The organism is Prevotella lacticifex, assembly GCF_019973375.1.
In the GTDB taxonomy this organism is placed as follows: domain Bacteria; phylum Bacteroidota; class Bacteroidia; order Bacteroidales; family Bacteroidaceae; genus Prevotella; species Prevotella lacticifex.
Genome location: NZ_BPTV01000001.1, coordinates 476,164 through 493,761 on the forward strand (window position 1 = coordinate 476,164; position 17,598 = coordinate 493,761).

Genomic DNA, 17,598 nt, shown 5'->3' on the forward strand with positions numbered 1-17,598 from the left:
TTTGCAGTCGAATCAAAATCAACGACATCATGAGTAGGATACTATCCCTTTCCCTTTTCATCATTCTTTCAGTATCGACCGCTGTGGCCGGCAACGTCACTGTCGGTCAGGCACAGTCTGAGGCTATCGCTTTCTTCCGGCAGAAAGGTCTTCTTGCTGACAAAAGCGCTTCATCTGCCATCCGCCGCGCTTATGGACCGTCGGCGGGTACCGCCGACTATTACGTCTTCAACAACGGTGCCAACAATGGTTTCGTTATTATTGCCGGTGACGACCGTGCTAATATGATACTCGGTTACTCGCTGAAGGGCCATTTCGACTATGCCGAAGCGCCGGCTCAGGTGCGCTCGTTTCTCGACAATTATGGCCGCGAAATCAGGTGGTTGAGGACCAACAACTATGTACCTTCCGTTCGTCGTGAAGCTAAATATAAGCCAGTCAGCCCTCTCCTTTGTGACATCTCGTGGGACCAGACCTACCCTTACAACCTCATGACTCCATGCTACGTGGGTACCACACACTCGGCAACGGGATGTGTGGCTACTGCTATGGCACAGATAATGTACTACCACAAGTACCCGGCTCAGGGTGCAGGACAGAAGACTTACAAGCCAGAAACCCTCAACCAGACCATCACCGTCGACTTCAGTAAGAGTCATTACGGCTGGGACGTGATGACCCCGAAATACGATGCCACCAGCACCGACACGGCCCGCAATGCCGTGGCCCTGCTCATGCGCGACTGCGGAGTGGCCGTCGAGATGGCTTATGGCGAGCAGAGCGGCAGTATGATTGACCGTTGGCCGGTGCCTCTGACAACCAATTTCGGCTACGATAAAGGATTAGGATACCTCACCCGTACCTACTATTCGCAGACCGAATGGGACGATATTATCCGTTCCGAAATCGACAATGCCCGCCCTGTTTTTGCCACGGGATTCACCGATGGCAACGGCGGTCACGCCTTTGTCTTCGACGGTTATGATGCCGATGGGCTCATACATGTGAACTGGGGCTGGAGCGGAATGTCGAACGGATACTTCCGCACGTCTGCACTTACACCGCCCTCGCAGGGCACCGGCGGCTCCAGCGGCGGCTTCAACTATCGTCAGGGAATCATTGTGGGCATCCAACCGCCTACCGACGACAGCGAGGACTGGCTCCAGGTGGTCAGCTCGGAGCGCACGAAGGTGTCGGCGATGGCTACAGCCAAGACCACTGCCGAGACCATCACCTTGGGTGGAAAGGTAGCCAACTACGGATGGAAGGATGTCAACGTCGACCTCGGATTCGGCATCTACGACTCCACCGGAACCCTTCGCCAGACCATCGTCGCAAAGAGCGGGCAGCCGTTGGCTAAGGATAAATTCATTATTAGTGTAAAAGCGCCCGCAGCAGACCTTTCCCAACTGTCGCCCGGCGACTACACCCTTCGGCCGATAGCACGCAATGTCGGTGGCAGCAGGTGGTTCCACGTTTGCAACTACAACTATACCAAGACCAATGTCGTGCGCCTCAGCGTTACCGCCGACAGCCTTTTCTTCCATCAGGCTGAGTCTTACGACCTTAAGGCCGATACCGTTACGACCACAAAAATATACCGCGGAGTGACCTCCCGCGCCACTGCCACAGTGCATAACGACGGCGAGCTCGAGTATTCGGGTCCTCTCCGCACCGCCCTTTTCAACGCCGACGGTACGTTGGTGGCCCAAAGCGGCGACTTCAACTACGACATCCCTGCCGGCGATTCTGTGGCCGTAGCCATCAGCAATGCCTTCACCATCAGTGCGGGGACATACTATTTCGGTATAATCGACGAGAATATGCAGAAAGTGTCTGGGCTCCAGAGGGTTGTCGTCTTGGATACACCTGCCGACGAGGCTGTCATCACTATGGCCCGTCAGCTGTCGTTCGCCAATAATAACAACGTCCCAGCCGACAGCGTCACGCTGACAGCGCACCTCAAAGTCGACAAAGGTGTATTCGCCAACGACCTCTCTGTGTATATCTATGACGCTGATGGCCAGAATGTTATGGGTAGTTTCGACCCCGTATTCCTCTTCGCTGAGGCCGGCGAGACACCCGATGTAACCTTCACTTGCCCCTTCGAGAACGGGGTGGTGGGTCAGACCTATAAAGCCGTTCTCGTCAATTTGTCGCAGCTCACCTACATCACCCCTAAGGATCTTGCGTCCTGCACCTTTACCCTCTCTGCTCCTACGGCCGACGGAATAACCGATACCATGGTAACACCCGTCCGCCGTGGCCTCGTCTACAGCCTCGACGGACGCATCGTCGGCCACGACGGCACATTGCACGGCTTGGCTCCCGGCCTTTACATCATTAACGGAAAGAAATACATAGTAAAATAATCTATTAAAAGAAAGCTTATGAGGAAATCATTATTCATTTCGTTGTGTCTGGCCAGTCTGACTGCTACAGCACTGCAGGCACAGGTCCGTCTGCCCGAGAAAGGCGGCGAACCCTACCGCATTCAGCAGGTGGTGAGTCCCCGACAGGCCCTGCCAGCTGTTGCCACGCGCCACATTTTGCGCTCTCCGCACCACGAGGCTGTCGATGCGTCGGCCTATGCCGGCCGCACCTTCTATGGCAATCTCGTCAACAGTAATGACTGGGCGGGATTATCTATAGGCTCCGTTCCCTATGGTGTCTATAGTTACACCTTCGGCGATAACGCCGATTTCTCGGCTATTTCCACGGCGGGAACATATAATTTTATGGCCAGTGCCTATGGCCGCGACCGCCTTATCGGAGTGTTCCCCATGTCAATAATGGGAGCTCTCAACGGTGTCCGCTACATCTGTCTCGACTCCGCCAACTTCAAGCAGGACTGGGAAGAAATATACAGTGGTGTCTCCTATGGCTACATTCCCACGGTTATGGCCTACGATCCAACAAGCGACAAGTTCTACGGAGCTATGTACAACGACCAGCTCAACGGTATCAACTGGGCCGTTTTCAACGAAAAGACGCGTAAGTTCGAGACTCTGAAGAAGTGGAGCAACGACTTCCAGCCCGTTACCCTTGCCGCTACTCCCGACGGCCGTCTGTTCAGTATCGGTCTCGACGGCTACTTCTACGAGATCGACAAGGCCACCGGCGATGCCTCGATGGTTGGTCAGCCGGGTCCCGTACCGTCCAATTATGTGCAGGCAATGGGCTACGACGGTCGCACAGGTACTTTCCTCTGGGAGGCCGTAACCGATGATGGCACAGGCCTTTACTCCGTCGATACAGAGACAGGAGAGGCCACTCTCGTCAATGGTCTGTCGAAGAACGAGCAGCTCTCGTCACTCTTCTTCAAGAGCAACGAGGCCAAAGACAAGGCTCCGGCAGCCATCAACGATATGGCCCTGAGCTTCACTGGCACCGCAGCCCAGCAGGGCGACCTCACCTTCACCGTACCATCGAAGGCCTACGACGGCTCCGCGCTGACGGACAATGTCGATATGACCGTATATATTGACGGCAGCGAGGTTAAGACAGCCACCGTGGCACCGGGCAGCAAGCAGACTCAGGCCGTCGACTTCAGCAACGACAACCACTACATCGATGTCGTCCTGAAAAACGATAACGGCTTTGCGCCTAACAACTATGTATATCAGTATGTTGGTTACGATACGCCGAACCCCGTCACCGATGTCACTTTCACCGTCGACAGCACTGCCAAGAAGTTCAACGTCACGTGGAAGGCACCTGCTGATGGTGTCAATAAGGGTTACCTCGACAAGGCAAACCTCAAGTACAACGTCGTGCGTATGCCCGACAGCGTCACCGTTGCTAACGGCCTGACCGACACTGCTTTTGCTGATCCGGCACCGTCGACGCTCCACCGCTACTACTATCGTGTGTATCCGGTTAACAACGACAAAACCGGTGACTACGCCGAGTCGAACCGCGTCCTCTACGGTGATGCTTACAGCGTGCCTTACTCCGACGATTTCGACAGCGAGGAAACGCAACCTCTGTTCACCATCATCGATGCCAACAACGACGGGGCTACGTGGTCATATAACACGTGGAACAAGGATATGGGCATTAATACCGTCAACTACAGTGCCAAGGATACCTTTAACGACTGGCTTATAACCCCGGGCGTAAAGTTGAATAAGGGCATTGCTTACGGCCTCGTCTACAATATGCGCAACACCTTCCGCGGCACTTATGAGGGCTATAAGATTCTCTGCGGAACCAATCCTGCCGATACTTCCACGTTTAAACTGATAGCTGAGTGCGACTCCTTCGATGTCAGTGGAACCCTCACCGACATCGAGAACGATATCACCGTCGACGCCGACGGTACCTATTATTTCGCCCTCGTCTGCACAAGTCAGAAAGCCCATGGCTCCGGAATGTTCGTTGAGAAAATCTCCGTCGATGCCCTTGGTTCTATCGAGGCACCCGCAGCGCCAGCCGACCTCGCTGTCAAGGCCGACGAGGATGGTGCCATGAAGGGCACCGTTAGCTTCACCGCACCGACAAAGACCCTTGGTGGAGCCGATCTCACCGGCAGTCTTACCGCCAATATCTACCGCGATAAAGGCAGTGAGCCGATAGCCAGTATCGATGTCACCGCAGGCAGCAAAGCCTCATATACCGACGATGCCGTGACGGGAGTGGGCACCCATAGCTACACCGTTGCCATAGCCAACGACAAGGGTGAGGGTAAGAAGGTGTCGGCATCAGCATTCATTGGTATCTACACTCCAACCTACACCAATACCTTCGACGATGAGGGCTCCGATGCATTCTTCACATCTTACCTCAATGGGGAGCCCGTCGACGGATATAATGTAACTGGCTGGAAATACAACTCTTACGGCCACGACCTCGAACTCGGCTACTTCCCGTCGCAGGATGCTCTGCCTGCAACCATGGACCTGATGTTCCCGGCCATCAAACTCGATAAGGACAGCGTTTACGAAGTGTCCTTCACATGGGACAACAGCATCTGGGGTACCGCCGAGGCACCGGCCGAGTTCGGCTACTCGCGCTCCGGTCAACCCTCTGATCTTGTGAAGATTGGCGACCTGCCAAAGACGGCTTATGGTGCCAATAAGCTCATGGCTTTCGACATTGTCACCAGCGAGGCCGGCCGCTACTATCCTTACGTGAGTATCAGCACCGAGGAGGCCAACTACCTCTCGCCGACCATCGACAGTATTGTCATCAAGACCATTGGCTCGGCTTTCGCTCCCGACTCGGTCACAAATCTCAAGGCTGTCAACGATCCTACGGGTGCTCTCGCGGCTACTGTCAGCTTCAATGCGCCGGCTAAGGACTATGCCGGCAACGGTCTCAGCGGTGCTCTCGCCGTCGACATATACCGTGGAGCCAACAATACAATCCCCGTCAAGACCTTCAGTAGTGTCACTCCGGGCGAAACTCTTACGTGGACCGACAATTCGGCTCTCAAAGGCTACGACAGTTATATGGTGGTGGCGCGCAACGACTATGGCCGCGGCCGCGCAGCAAGCGACACATGCTATGTAGGTGTCGATCAGCCTCTTGGCGTCAGCAACTACACCGTAAAGGGTAACGATGCCAATACCGGTGCCCGTCTCTCATGGGATGCTCCTACCGGTGGTGTCCACGGTGGCGTTATCGACGGCTCACTGCAGTATATCGTTGGCGAGTACTTCCCCAATTAGAGCGATGCCAGCAAGATGCTGCAAGTAGTTGGCACGACTAAGCAGACAAGCTATAATATAAATAATGTGGAGACTGCTGACACTCAGGCCGTTCACTACTACACCGTCATCCCGACGACGAGTGCCGGCTACGACCTGCATTACGCCTATATCAACTACGTCGTGCTCGGTAAGCCTTACGCCCTGCCATTCAAGGAGTCGTTCGCCAATGGTGCCGAGTCGACGAATGTGTGGCTGACAGGCAGCTCGTCGAACTATGCCACATGGTCGGAGCCGCAGGACGGCCAGACATACAAGTCGCAGGACGGCGATAACGGTATGGCTCTCTACTACTTCGGGTCATACTATGAGGGTGAGGCCAAGGGTCAGCTCGTATCGCCTAAGTTCGCCGCCGCTGACGAAGGTGCTTATGCCGAGTTCTGGGTTTACACCGGAATAGCCAACAACTATACCAATCCGGCTTATCTCGTTGTAAGTCAGAATGCTGACGACGGTGCCTATACGGCCCTTGCCGACACCATCTTCATTAAGGATGGCGAGGCCGGATGGACTAAGTTCCACATGCCGCTGAAGGCCTTCGGCAGCTACGGCACCCTTCGTTTCGATGCTCGCGTGAGCGGTGGCTACGACTATGTGTTCATCGATAATGTCACAATTTCGTCGCCGACCGCCGATGGCATCCAGACTGTTATGGGCCGTAGCACAGGCATCCGCGGTGTGAAGAACGGCATTTCGTTCCTCGGTGAGCGTGGAAACGTTTACCACATTTACACCCTCGACGGCCGTAACGTCGACACGTTCACATCGACCGGCAACGACATACGCACTTTGGCTCCGGGAGCATACATCGTCACGGATGGGCAGGAGAGCCGAAAGGTGGTAGTGAAATAACTTTGGCAGCAGCCGCGAGGTGGTGCCCGGCACCTTCTGCGTGGATGCTGCAAGCAGACATAACGGCCCCGGGTCGTGGATCATTCCATGGCCCGGGGCTTTCTCTTTAGGCGATGCCGAAACCACCGCGACCGCGACAAAAGTCCCACTTTTGCAATCGTAAAGCCAATTGTTTGGTAAGAGAATCGGGACGGAACTGCGGTCAATAGATATTTTTATTGTACTTTTGCGGCAGTAAACCGACAAAAGAATTCAGGATATGGAATACAAGATGATTGTGCTCGACCTCGACGGCACACTGACGAACAGTAAGAAGGAGATGACCGACCGCACGCGCGAGACGCTGCTCACTGCCGAGCGGCAGGGACTGAGGGTTGTGCTTGCCTCCGGCCGGCCTACCTATGGCATCACGGCCCTTGCCGATGAGCTGCGGCTGAAGGACTATGGCGGCTACATCCTTGCTTTCAATGGCGGACGCATAACCGACTGCGCCACAGGCCGTGTGGTATTCGATCAGCCCCTCGACCCATCCGTTGTCGAACCCCTCTACCATAAGGTCAAGGCCGCGGGAATGGAGATGCTCACCTATCAGGACGAGAAGATTGCGGCCACAAAACGTGCCAACAAGTACGTGCTCCACGAGGCTTTCATCAACAAGATGCCCGTAGTCGAGTTCTCCGACTTTGTACACGAGGTGCGCTACCCGATAAATAAGTGTCTCGTCGTGGGCGATCCTTCACCCCTCCACGAACTCGAGCTCAACCTCCAGACGGCCTTCCGAGGGCGCATGGATGCCTACCGCTCGGCAGGATTCTTCCTCGAGTGTGTGCCGCCGGGCATCGACAAAGCTCGGTCGTTGCAGCGTCTCTTCGAGATTTTGGGTCTCAGTAAGGATGAGGTCATAGCCTGCGGCGACGGCTATAACGACCAGAATATGATCCGGTTTGCCGGATTGGGTGTAGCCATGGCCAACGCTCCGAAGGACGTCCAGGACACCGCCGACTACATAACCTACTCCAACGAGGAGGACGGTGTGGCCCATGTTGTCGAGAAGTTCGTTCTGAACAAAGGCCGAAAGGAGTAGTCGCGTCCCTCCGACCCGGCCATTTGCTGCCGCGTGCCGGAGTGTTCCGCAGCCTGTCGCGCCCTCTCCGCCCCATGACTGACAATCGTTCAGCTACTGCGAAATATCTTTACAGCATTCCCGTATGGTCCATTTGGGCTTGCAAAACGGTCCGTTTCGTCTCCTGAAACGGTCCGTTTTGTGTCCTGAAATGGACCGTTTTGCAATGCCAAATGGCATGTATTTGTAAGCCGTTGGTAATCAGCCGGTAGCAGAGACGGATAAGAAAGCGCCGACGTTTGAATAATATTTACATTTGTCGTTGGGCTTGTGGAGCTCTATTGTAGCTATAGCGGCTATAGAATTTATAGTTTCTATAGACGCTATAGCTTCTAAAGTATCTATAGAATTTATAGCTTTTATAGTTGCTATAGCTTCTATAGTATCTATAGAGTCAATAGCTTCCATAGTTATATGAGTTAGCCGTTAACCCGATAGCGGCAAATATTTCTCCATCGAAAGTGCGTTATTCCTATTAAATATTGTATCTTTGCATGCTGCAAACGAATAACCAACGCAAGAAAGACTCTATGACTGGAGCAGGAAAACAAAGAAAGGTAGTCATCACCGGCACGGGCATCTGGTCGTGCATTGGCACCGACGTGGCCACCGTCGGCCGCTCGCTTCTCGAAGGGCGCAGCGGTATCGGTGTGCAGCGCGAGCGGTTGGACTACGGCTACCGGTCGGCACTGACGGGCATTGTCCCCGAACCGGTACTGACGAAAGCCGATGTCAGCCGCCACATGCGGGCCTGTATGTCGGAAGAAGCGAAGTATGCTTTCCTCGCCAGCCGTCAGGCTTTCAGCTCCGCCGGTATCGACGCTGATTATCTTGCGGCCCACGAGGTGGGCTGCATCTTCGGCAACGACACCTCGGCGAAGGCCGTCATTGAGTCGGCTCAGACCATGGCCGACGGCCACGACAGTGCCATGCTCGGCTACGGCAGCGTGTTCCAGTGTCTCACCTCGTCGGTGACGATGAACCTCGGAGCCATATTCCATCTCCGCGGGGCCAACTTCACGGTGGGGGCAGCGTGCGCCAGCAGTACCCACGCCATCGGTCTGGCCGCGATGCTCGTCCGTCAGGGCTTGCAGGATGTCGTCCTCTGTGGCGGTGCCCAGGAGACTAATCTCCTCTCTCTGTCGTCGTTCGATGCCCTGCAGGTTTTCTCCATGCGCATGGATGCCCCAACGGCAGCCAGCCGCCCTTTCGACCGTCATCGCGACGGCCTCGTACCGAGTGGCGGTGCGGCGGCGCTTGTCGTCGAGGACTACGACCACGCCGTTGCCCGCGGGGCACGGATTATCGCTGAGGTGGCAGGCTACGGATTCTCCGGCAACGGCGGCGGAATATCGTCGCCCGACGAACGCGGCTGCCGCACGGCCATGGAACGCGCCTTGGACGATGCCGGAACGTCTGTCGGCGACATCGACTACGTCAACGCCCACGCCACCTCGACACCGCAGGGCGATGCCGTGGAGGCAAAAGCCCTTAGCGGACTCTTCGCCGGAGAGCACGCCCTCATCAGCTCGACGAAGTCGATGACGGGTCATGAATGCTGGATGGCAGGAGCCAGCGAGGCTGTCTACTGTACGATAATGATGCAGAACGACTTCGTGGCTCCGAACATCAACTTCTGTGAACCCGACGAATACTCTAAAGAACTCAATATCACTCCCGTAGCCGTCAGGACTCCGGTGAATACGGTGCTGAGCAACTCCTTCGGTTTCGGGGGAACGAACGCAGCACTCGTCCTGAGGAAAATCTGATGACGGGGAGTAGGAAAGAATATCATTTGTAGAAGAAAATGCATTTATCAGAGTCGTTAAAGAAGAAATATACTGCCGAACAGCTCACTGCTCCCGAGGCCCAACGCCTCGCTGAGTTCATAGCCTGGGGACCGGCTATCTTCCAGGTCTCGCGGCTGATGCTGAAGTGGGGAATCCTCGAGATGCTCCGCGACAGCGACAACGGGCTTACGCGTCAGGAAATTGTGGCGAAGAGCCGTCTCTCCGACTATGCCGTGAAGTGCCTCTTAGAGGCCTCGCTGAGCATTGGCACCGTGCTCGCCGACCCCGCCACCGACCGCTATACGCTGTCGAAGACAGGATGGTTTCTCATCAACGACCCGGCCACACGCGTAAATATCGACTTCAACCACGACGTGAACTATGAGGGATGGTTCCATCTCGAAGAGTCACTAAAGGAAGGTAAACCAGTGGGACTGAGGCACTTCGGCAGTTGGCCCACGATCTACGAGGGGCTGTCGTCACTGCCTGCCGAGGTACAGAAGAGCTGGTTCGGCTTTGACCATTTCTACAGCGACTCGTCGTTTCCTGAGGCCCTGAGGATTGTCTTCGACGAACATAAGGTCAGAACGCTCTACGATGTCGGCGGAAACACCGGCAAATGGGCACTCCGCTGTGTCGCCCACAGTGCCGAGGCCAAGGTCACGGTCCTCGACCTCCCGCAGCAGATAGCTATGATGCGCGAGAATATCGACGGCAAACCGGGTGCCGACAGGATTAGCGGCTACGGCATCAACCTGCTCGACGCGACGCAGGACTTCCCCGTGGCTGCCGACGGTCCCGACGCTATATGGATGAGTCAGTTCCTCGACTGTTTCAGTATGGAGCAGATAGTAGGCATCCTCCGGAGGGCGCGGAAGGCGATGAAGGATAATACGCGCATATACATCATGGAGACGCTGTGGGACCGCCAGAAGTATGAGCCGGCGACACTCTGTCTGACGCTCACCAGCCTTTACTTTGCGGCCATGGCCAACGGCAACTCGAAGATGTACAATACCGAGGATATGGAGCACTGCATCACGGAGGCCGGTCTGACCGTTGAGGCCATCCACGACCACCTTGGGCAGGGCCATTCGATAATAGTAGTAAGAAAGTAACTCACAACCTTGAATATGACTCGAAAGGAAATAGAACAGAAAGTTAATGATTTTCTCGTTGACGAATTCGAAATCGAAGCCGACAAAATCCAGGGCGGGGCGCGGCTCAAGGAGGACTTGGGCATCGACAGCCTCGACCTCGTCGACCTTGTCGTTGTCGTCAAGAAGATTTTCGGATTCAAGATCAACCTTGAGGAGATGAAGGATGTCAGGACTCTTGACGACTTCTACGCCTATATAGAACGTAAGACAGCATAGTGATCGCCATGGCCGAGAAGGAATGGAAAGGCAATACGTTCGGTACCGCTTTCATGCACCGATGGCTCATCAGGGCCCTGCGCTACAGCGACGTGAGGTTCTGGTATGCTTTCGCGGCGGTGTTCGTCATACCCTTCTGTATGATTTTCGCCAAGGGAGCGCGCACGTCGTGGCGTTATTTCCGCCGGCGGCATGGCTTTGGTCCCCTCCGGTCGCTGCTGATGACGTATGTAAACCTCACCCTCTTCTCGCAGGTCGTAATCGACAAGTTTGCTCTTTACGCCGGTAAGCGTATGAGTATCAAGGTTGTAGGCAGCGACATCTTCCGCCGTCTCGCTTCCGCCGACGATGGTTTCGTCATCCTCAGCGCTCATGTGGGCTGCTACGAGATGGCTGGCTACGAGCTTGTTTCCGACCGTAAGATGTTCAATGCCCTCGTCTATGCCAACGAGAAGGCATCGGTGATGAACGGCCGCAGCCGGCTGTTTGCCGACAACCACATACGTATGATACCCATAACGAGCGACATGAGCCATCTGTTCCGGATTGAGGAGGCCCTCCGTGGCGGCGAGATTGTGAGCATCCCTGCCGACAGGGTGTTCGGTTCGAGGAGGACCGTCGGTGTCAGTCTGCTCGGTGCGGAGGCCTCGTTGCCGTCGGGTCCGTTCAGCGTAGCTGCGATGCGGGGTCTCAATGTCGTGGCCGTGAACGTGATGAAGACCAGCGCCAGGGGCTATACTGCCTACGTGGTGCCTATCGACTATGACAAGACGGCTCCGCGGCGGGAGCAGGTTCGGACTCTTGCCGACGGCTATGCCGCTGAGTTAGAGCGCGTTCTGCGCATGTATCCCGCCCAGTGGTACAATTTCTTCGACTTCTGGCATGATGGTGCCGGGAATCGGTGAGGTGCCATCAGAGTAAAGAAAAGGATTGACTGAGGAAAAGATTATTTGACAATGATAACGGTTCTGTCGCATAATATCATATCGCCCTTGGGCTCGACTACGGAGGACAACTTCCGGTCGGTGCTCCGGCAGCAGACGGCTGTGCGCCAATGGCATGGCCGCTTTGGTCCCGTCGGCGATTTCTGTGCGTCGCTCTTCGACGACGGCAGCGGTGCCACGGACGGCCCCGCGGGGCTCTCGCGTCTGGAGCGTCTGGCTCTGAGGTCGATACGGGCGGCCCTGAAGGGCACGGATGTCGATACGGCATCAGACAGAACACTGCTCGTCCTGAGTACGACTAAGGGTAATGTGGAATGGCTTGCCGACGGCATCCATCCTCTCGAACGGGCACTGCCCGACAGCAGTGCACGGATGATAGCTACGGCGTTGGGCGTGACTACGGCCCCCATCGTTGTCGACAACGCCTGCGTCTCGGGTCTGGCAGCACTGACAACGGCCTGGCGACTGCTGATGATGGGGCGCTACGACCGTGCCATAGTGTGCGGTGTGGAGGTGCAGAGCAAGTTTATCATCTCGGGATTCCAGTCGCTGAAGGCCGTGTCGCCGCTGCCATGCCGTCCCTTCGACATCGACCGCATGGGCCTGAACCTCGGTGAAGCCGCCGCGACAATAGTCTTAGGGCGTGGCGACGACAAGGAACACGGGTGGAAAATCGTTGACGGCTGTCAGCGCAACGATGCCTACCACCTCAGCGCACCGTCGAAAACGGGTCTCGGAGCGCGCATGGCCCTCACGCAAGCTGTCGGCGATTATCCCGCCGACGACATAGCTTTCATCTCTCCCCACGGCACGGCAACACTCTTCAACGACCAGATGGAGTCGGTGGCAATAGCCGGAGCAGGCCTCGGCAAGGTGCCGGTGGCGGGACTTAAAGGCTACTACGGCCATACAATGGGGGCCTGTGGGGTGATGGAAACGGCTTTGTCGATGTGTGCCGTCGATAATGGCATCGTTCCGTCGACGATGGGATTCGCCGAGCTTGGGGTCTCCGGTAGGATTACGGTAGCGGCTAACGCTGCGCCGACGAGCCGTAAGGGATTCGTGAAAATGCTGTCGGGATTCGGCGGATGCAATGCCGCTATGCTCCTGAGTAGCAATAAGAATGCAGCCGACCGAGCCACGGCGGATTGCCATGAGGATGGTCCTTTGCAGGCGAAACATAATGTTCATATTACGGAATCGACTGTTTGCATCGACGGCAAGGTCATGCCGACACACGCTGTGGGCCGTCAGATGCTTACGGAGATATATAAGGGTGTCGTCGGCGACTATCCGCGGTTCTACAAGATGGACCTCCTGAGTCGCTTGGGGTTCGTAGCCACGGAGCTCCTGCTTCGCGCTGAGGGCGGCGTGAGGTTCGTGGAACGCAGCGACAGGGCCGTCGTCCTCGTGGGACATTCCGGTTCTGTGCTTGCCGATATGAACTATCTGTCGTCGATAAGCGATGCCGACGACTACTTCCCGAGTCCGGAACGCTTTGTCTACACGCTGCCGAATATCGTCACCGGCGAGATTGCCATCCGCAATAAGTACCACGGCGAGACAGGATTCTACCTCTTGGCCGACAGAAACGATGCGTTCGTAGATGATATTCTCCGCTCGGCTTTCTGCGACCGGGGAACAAACAGTGTCGTAGGAGGATGGATCGAATGTGGGAGTGAGACGGCGTTTGAGGCCGACTTGAGCATTTTCGAACGCAAAGCGGACGGCGGCGGAAGACCTGCGGCGACAAAATAATGATAATGTAAGAACTTGAGAATCATCTGCTTAGGCAGAAATAACGATATTGGAATATTAAACGTGAATAGCGATATGGAAGAATTAATGGAAGAACTGAAACGCGAGATTATCAGCGTTCTGAACCTTGAGGAGATGACTCCCGCCGACATCGACGACGACGCGCCGCTCTTCGGGCAGGGTCTGGGGCTCGATTCCATCGACGCTCTGGAACTTATCGTTCTCATGGAGAAGAAGTACGGCATCCGTCTTGCGAGCGCTTCTGAGGGTAAGGATATCTTCAAGAGCATCCGTACTATGGCCGAATATGTGAGCAAGAACCGCAAGAAGTAGATGGCTGGCAAGGGTATCGTCATAACGGGTGAAGGCATCGTCAGTGCCATCGGCAACGATAAGAAGTCGGTGCGGACGGCTATAGGTGGATCGCGGACGGGTATCGGCGAGATGCGCTATCTGCAATCGGAGCATCACGAGCTGCCCGTCGGTGAGGTGAAGTTGTCGGACGACGAGATGAAACGGCTGTTGGGCATCCCCGCCGACAGGACGGTGAGCCGCACGACGCTGCTCGGAATCATGGCCGTGAGGGAAGCTTTGCGGCAGTCCGAGGTGGAAAAAGGAGCCTCGCGGCGCATCATCCTCATCTCGGGAACGACGGTGGCGGGTATGGATGTCACCGAGAAGAATTTCGGAAAGATGCTCGCGGCCGCCGGCGACAAGCAGGAATCGTGCGACCTGAGCTGGCTCGGCCACCACGACTGTGGCAGTTGCACGGAGGATATAGCCCACTATTTCGGCATCTTCGACGACTTTACGACAACCTCAACGGCCTGCTCGTCAGCGGCTAACGCCATCATCCTCGGTGCCGATATGCTGAAGGCCGGCGATGCCGATATTGTTGTTGCCGGTGGTACGGAGGCTCTGTCGCGGTTCCATCTCGATGGTTTCAACTCGCTGATGATTCTCGACCACGATATTTGCAGGCCGTTCGACAGTAGCCGCAACGGACTGAACCTCGGCGAAGGGGCCGCTTACGTGGTCATGGAACGCGAAGATGAGGCCCGGGAGCGTGGTGCCACCATCGACGCCTGGCTTACGGGCTACGGCAATGCATGTGATGCTTACCACCAGACGGCCTCGTCGCCGGAGGATACCGGTGCGCAGATGGCTATGCGTGAGGCCCTCGCGATGGCCGGAATGAAGTCGGCCGACATTCAGTGGGTTCACGCTCACGGCACCGGAACGCAGAATAACGACAGCAGTGAGGTCGTGGCCATCGACCGGGTGTTTGGCGATACGACTCCGGTGGTGACCAGTACGAAGGGATTTACGGGCCATACCACGAGCGCGTCGGGTGCTATAGCCGCCGTTATCAGTATCCTCGCGATGCACGACGGGTTCGTTCCGGTGTCGTTGGGAGCCGGGAATCCAATATCCAAGGCTATCCCCACGGCCCAGAGTCCGATAAAAACGGAGTTGCAGAACGTAATGGTCAATTCGTTCGGTTTTGGCGGCAACGACTCTTCGCTTATCCTCTCGGCTTCCGACAACGGATGCCAGCGTGAGGAATTCACAGGCAATATCGGTGTTGAGGAGGTGACGCGAGTGGAGAATAACAGCGTGGAAAACCTCAAGGACATAAGGCGTTACGTCAGTGCCATGGAGGCGCGAAGAATGGGAAAACTGCTGAAGAGCGCCCTGATGACATCGCTCCAGGCTCTCGAGACGGCTGCTGTGAGTCCCGATGCCATCGTTACGGCCACGGCGCACGGCTCGTTGGAATACAGTGAACGGCTGCTGACGGCCATGGCTACGGGCGATGCCTTCAAGCCGACATACTTCATGCAGAGCACACACAATACCACTGGCAGTACGATTGCCATTCACCTTAAGTGTCATGGCTATAATACGACGATATCGCAAGGCCGACAGTCGATGCAATGGGCTCTGTATCAGGCTGAGTTGCTGATTCGGTCGGGACGCTGCAAGACGGTGCTCGTGGGCTGTCATGACGAGATGGCACCGCTCTTCGCTAAGTTCATGAGTATGGCGGGATTTGCCCCTGAACCCGAGGTAGCCTCTACGGCGATAGTACTGAGAGCGGTTAAAAAATAATAAAATAATGGAATGGAATTCTAAAATCGGCATAATTTTTGCTTGTTGAAGAATGAATTACTTCCCAAAATAAACTTGATATTGGTCTGACGACAAAAGAATGAGTTTTCCAAAAGCATGAATATGGGTTTTATTAATAGGAAAACTATGGTTCGGACGAGCTGATAATAGAATACAGAATGATGTGGAAGATACTGCCATTGGCTATATTACAGAGTGCATTGCTTGCCGGAGGACAGGTGATGATGAAGATTGCCATGATGCGACTGCATGCTTTCAGTTGGTCGTGGAGGTTCATAAGGAGTGTCCTTGTCGACTGGCAATTGGCTGTGGGAGGCCTGCTTTTCCTCTTGGCCTCGTTGCTGTGGATGTACATGCTGAAGGTCTTTCCGCTTAGCATAGCCTATCCGCTTGTGTCGCTGAGCTATGTTTTCGGCATGGTAGCGGCAGTCGTGGTGTTTCATGAGAACGTGACGCCGACGCGGTGGGCAGGGGTAGGACTGATAATGGCAGGCTGTTGTCTGATAGTAAAGTAGCTTATGATGGTTAAAATGGGAAACAATATCCCGTCGAAGGCAATAGAGAACCGATATTTTCGTATCATTAAATATGACGGAATTTTCCTCGGTGGACTGATTTCAGTGTCATCAAAGGGCGCGGATTCTGTCCCGTCAGACAGAAAAAGGATAAACATTGATTGAACATTATATGAAGATGAAAAAGATATTTGCTTTATTTATAGCTATTCTTGCGTTCGTAGGTGCGTCGGCGCAGAACTATTCGGTGGCGCAGGTGCGTCAGCGGATAAACTCCATGACGGCGCATATCAACACTATGAGCTGTAATTTCGTTCAGACGAAGAAACTGCACATGCTCAAGAGCAGTGTCAGTTCGCGCGGCAAAATGTACTACAGTAAGCCCAACCGCCTGCGCTGGGAGTACACGTCGCCGTACCGCTATCAGTTCGTTATGAACGGTCAGACGGTGACAATGCGCAACGCCCGCGGAACGAGCAGGGCCGATGTGGCTCAGAGTAAGGTGTTTAAGGAGATAACAAGGATAATGATGAGCAGCGTCGTGGGGTCGTGTGTCAACGACAGCCGCGACTTTAAGGTGGCACTGCAGGGAGGTGGAAACAACTGGCATGCGGTGCTGACACCACGGCGGAACCCTCTCCGGCAGATGTTCAGCTCTATCATCGTTTACTTCGATATGAGGCGGTCGACAGTCACAGCCGTCAAGATGACTGAGCGTAACGGCGATACCACGACGATAAATCTCACGAATGTGAGGACAAATATTCCCATCAATGCATCGGTTTTCAATCTTCGTTAGCTCCTTGGCAGTGGTGTTGTCGATGACGGCGGCGAACGTGACGGATGCCGGTGGCGGTGCAGCGGCTTGCCAGTCGGTGAGCGATACTACCGTCGGCAAGTGCCCAAGAGCCTGTGATAGTGTCGCCGACACGTGCTGTGTGGCCGATACGGTCACGGCAGGAAACTCTTTATATCCTGAGGCTGAGGGCAGTAGGACGCAGTGCCTGGCCTTCGTGACGACACCGAAGGGGACGGTCAGCGGGATAATGATTCTCATCCACGACGGCGATACCATCCATGGCGCTATCGTGAACGAGTTCGGTGTGACCTTCGCCGACTTCGATTATCTCATCACTCAGGATAAGGTGAAAGTCGTGAGCGTCGCTCCGATGCTCGACAAATGGTACATCAAACCGGTGATCAGCAAGGATATACGAAGTCTTCTGCACAATATCAGGAACGGAAAAACGTCATATACCGACGAGAAATATAAGATAGCTTATAGCGTAAGTGCCATGGACGGTACCGGGAAAGGGGAGGATAGTGATGATTCCGGCGCCGAAGGAAATGCCTTGAAGGACGATGACGGCAACCCGCAACCATGAACTAAGACCTT

General features: G+C 55.2%; 15 protein-coding genes. 14 read left to right on the forward strand and 1 reads right to left on the reverse strand.

Annotated elements, in window-relative coordinates; genetic code table 11:
• Positions 1-29 precede the first annotated feature (29 nt).
• The 4 genes from LDN30_RS01810 (at position 30) to LDN30_RS01825 (ending at position 7,647) form a co-directional block, all read left to right on the forward strand.
• A complete protein-coding gene (locus LDN30_RS01810) occupies positions 30-2,372 on the forward strand; it encodes a C10 family peptidase (RefSeq protein WP_223928565.1) in 2,343 nt (780 codons plus the stop codon).
• Positions 2,373-2,390: 18 nt separating this feature from the next.
• Complete coding sequence (locus tag LDN30_RS01815; RefSeq protein WP_223928566.1) at positions 2,391-5,672, forward strand: choice-of-anchor J domain-containing protein; 3,282 nt, start codon at positions 2,391-2,393, stop codon at positions 5,670-5,672.
• A gap of 15 nt (positions 5,673-5,687) precedes the next feature.
• The gene (locus LDN30_RS01820; RefSeq protein WP_223928567.1) at positions 5,688-6,563 is read left to right on the forward strand and encodes a T9SS type A sorting domain-containing protein; all 876 of its coding nucleotides are present in this window, start codon (positions 5,688-5,690) and stop codon (positions 6,561-6,563) included.
• A gap of 259 nt (positions 6,564-6,822) precedes the next feature.
• Complete coding sequence (locus tag LDN30_RS01825) at positions 6,823-7,647, forward strand: Cof-type HAD-IIB family hydrolase (RefSeq protein ID WP_223928568.1); 825 nt, start codon at positions 6,823-6,825, stop codon at positions 7,645-7,647.
• A 240-nt stretch (positions 7,648-7,887) separates the two neighbouring features.
• Here the strand turns inward: LDN30_RS01825 and LDN30_RS01830 are convergent, their stop codons facing one another.
• Positions 7,888-8,094: a hypothetical protein gene (locus LDN30_RS01830; protein ID WP_223928569.1), complete on the reverse strand. Its 207-nt coding sequence runs from the start codon at positions 8,092-8,094 to the stop codon at positions 7,888-7,890.
• A gap of 86 nt (positions 8,095-8,180) precedes the next feature.
• Between LDN30_RS01830 and LDN30_RS01835 the strand changes: the two genes are divergently transcribed.
• The 10 genes from LDN30_RS01835 to LDN30_RS01880 all read left to right on the forward strand — a co-directional run bounded on the left by LDN30_RS01835 (position 8,181) and on the right by LDN30_RS01880 (position 17,587).
• The gene (locus tag LDN30_RS01835) at positions 8,181-9,455 is read left to right on the forward strand and encodes a beta-ketoacyl-[acyl-carrier-protein] synthase family protein (protein ID WP_223928570.1); all 1,275 of its coding nucleotides are present in this window, start codon (positions 8,181-8,183) and stop codon (positions 9,453-9,455) included.
• Between the two features lie 38 nt (positions 9,456-9,493).
• A complete protein-coding gene (locus LDN30_RS01840) occupies positions 9,494-10,594 on the forward strand; it encodes a FlxJ family methyltransferase (RefSeq protein WP_223928571.1) in 1,101 nt (366 codons plus the stop codon).
• 15 nt (positions 10,595-10,609) lie between these two features.
• On the forward strand, positions 10,610-10,852 hold the full coding sequence (locus tag LDN30_RS01845; protein WP_223926872.1) for an acyl carrier protein: 243 nt from the start codon (positions 10,610-10,612) through the stop codon (positions 10,850-10,852).
• Between the two features lie 8 nt (positions 10,853-10,860).
• Positions 10,861-11,757 (forward strand): lysophospholipid acyltransferase family protein, encoded by an 897-nt coding sequence (locus tag LDN30_RS01850; protein ID WP_223928572.1) that lies wholly within the window; start codon positions 10,861-10,863, stop codon positions 11,755-11,757.
• A gap of 51 nt (positions 11,758-11,808) precedes the next feature.
• Complete coding sequence (locus LDN30_RS01855; protein ID WP_223928573.1) at positions 11,809-13,554, forward strand: beta-ketoacyl synthase N-terminal-like domain-containing protein; 1,746 nt, start codon at positions 11,809-11,811, stop codon at positions 13,552-13,554.
• Positions 13,555-13,629: 75 nt separating this feature from the next.
• A complete protein-coding gene (locus LDN30_RS01860) occupies positions 13,630-13,887 on the forward strand; it encodes a phosphopantetheine-binding protein (protein ID WP_223926875.1) in 258 nt (85 codons plus the stop codon).
• The gene (locus LDN30_RS01865) at positions 13,888-15,666 is read left to right on the forward strand and encodes a beta-ketoacyl synthase N-terminal-like domain-containing protein (RefSeq protein WP_223928574.1); all 1,779 of its coding nucleotides are present in this window, start codon (positions 13,888-13,890) and stop codon (positions 15,664-15,666) included.
• A 182-nt stretch (positions 15,667-15,848) separates the two neighbouring features.
• On the forward strand, positions 15,849-16,202 hold the full coding sequence (locus LDN30_RS01870) for an EamA family transporter (RefSeq protein WP_223926984.1): 354 nt from the start codon (positions 15,849-15,851) through the stop codon (positions 16,200-16,202).
• Positions 16,203-16,380: 178 nt separating this feature from the next.
• Entirely contained in the window at positions 16,381-17,001 is a 621-nt protein-coding gene (lolA2, locus tag LDN30_RS01875) for a flexirubin biosynthesis/transport protein LolA2 (protein WP_223928575.1), read from the forward strand.
• On the forward strand, positions 16,976-17,587 hold the full coding sequence (locus tag LDN30_RS01880; protein WP_223928576.1) for a hypothetical protein: 612 nt from the start codon (positions 16,976-16,978) through the stop codon (positions 17,585-17,587). The genes lolA2 and LDN30_RS01880 overlap by 26 nt, the downstream gene beginning before the upstream one ends.
• Positions 17,588-17,598: the final 11 nt, after the last annotated feature.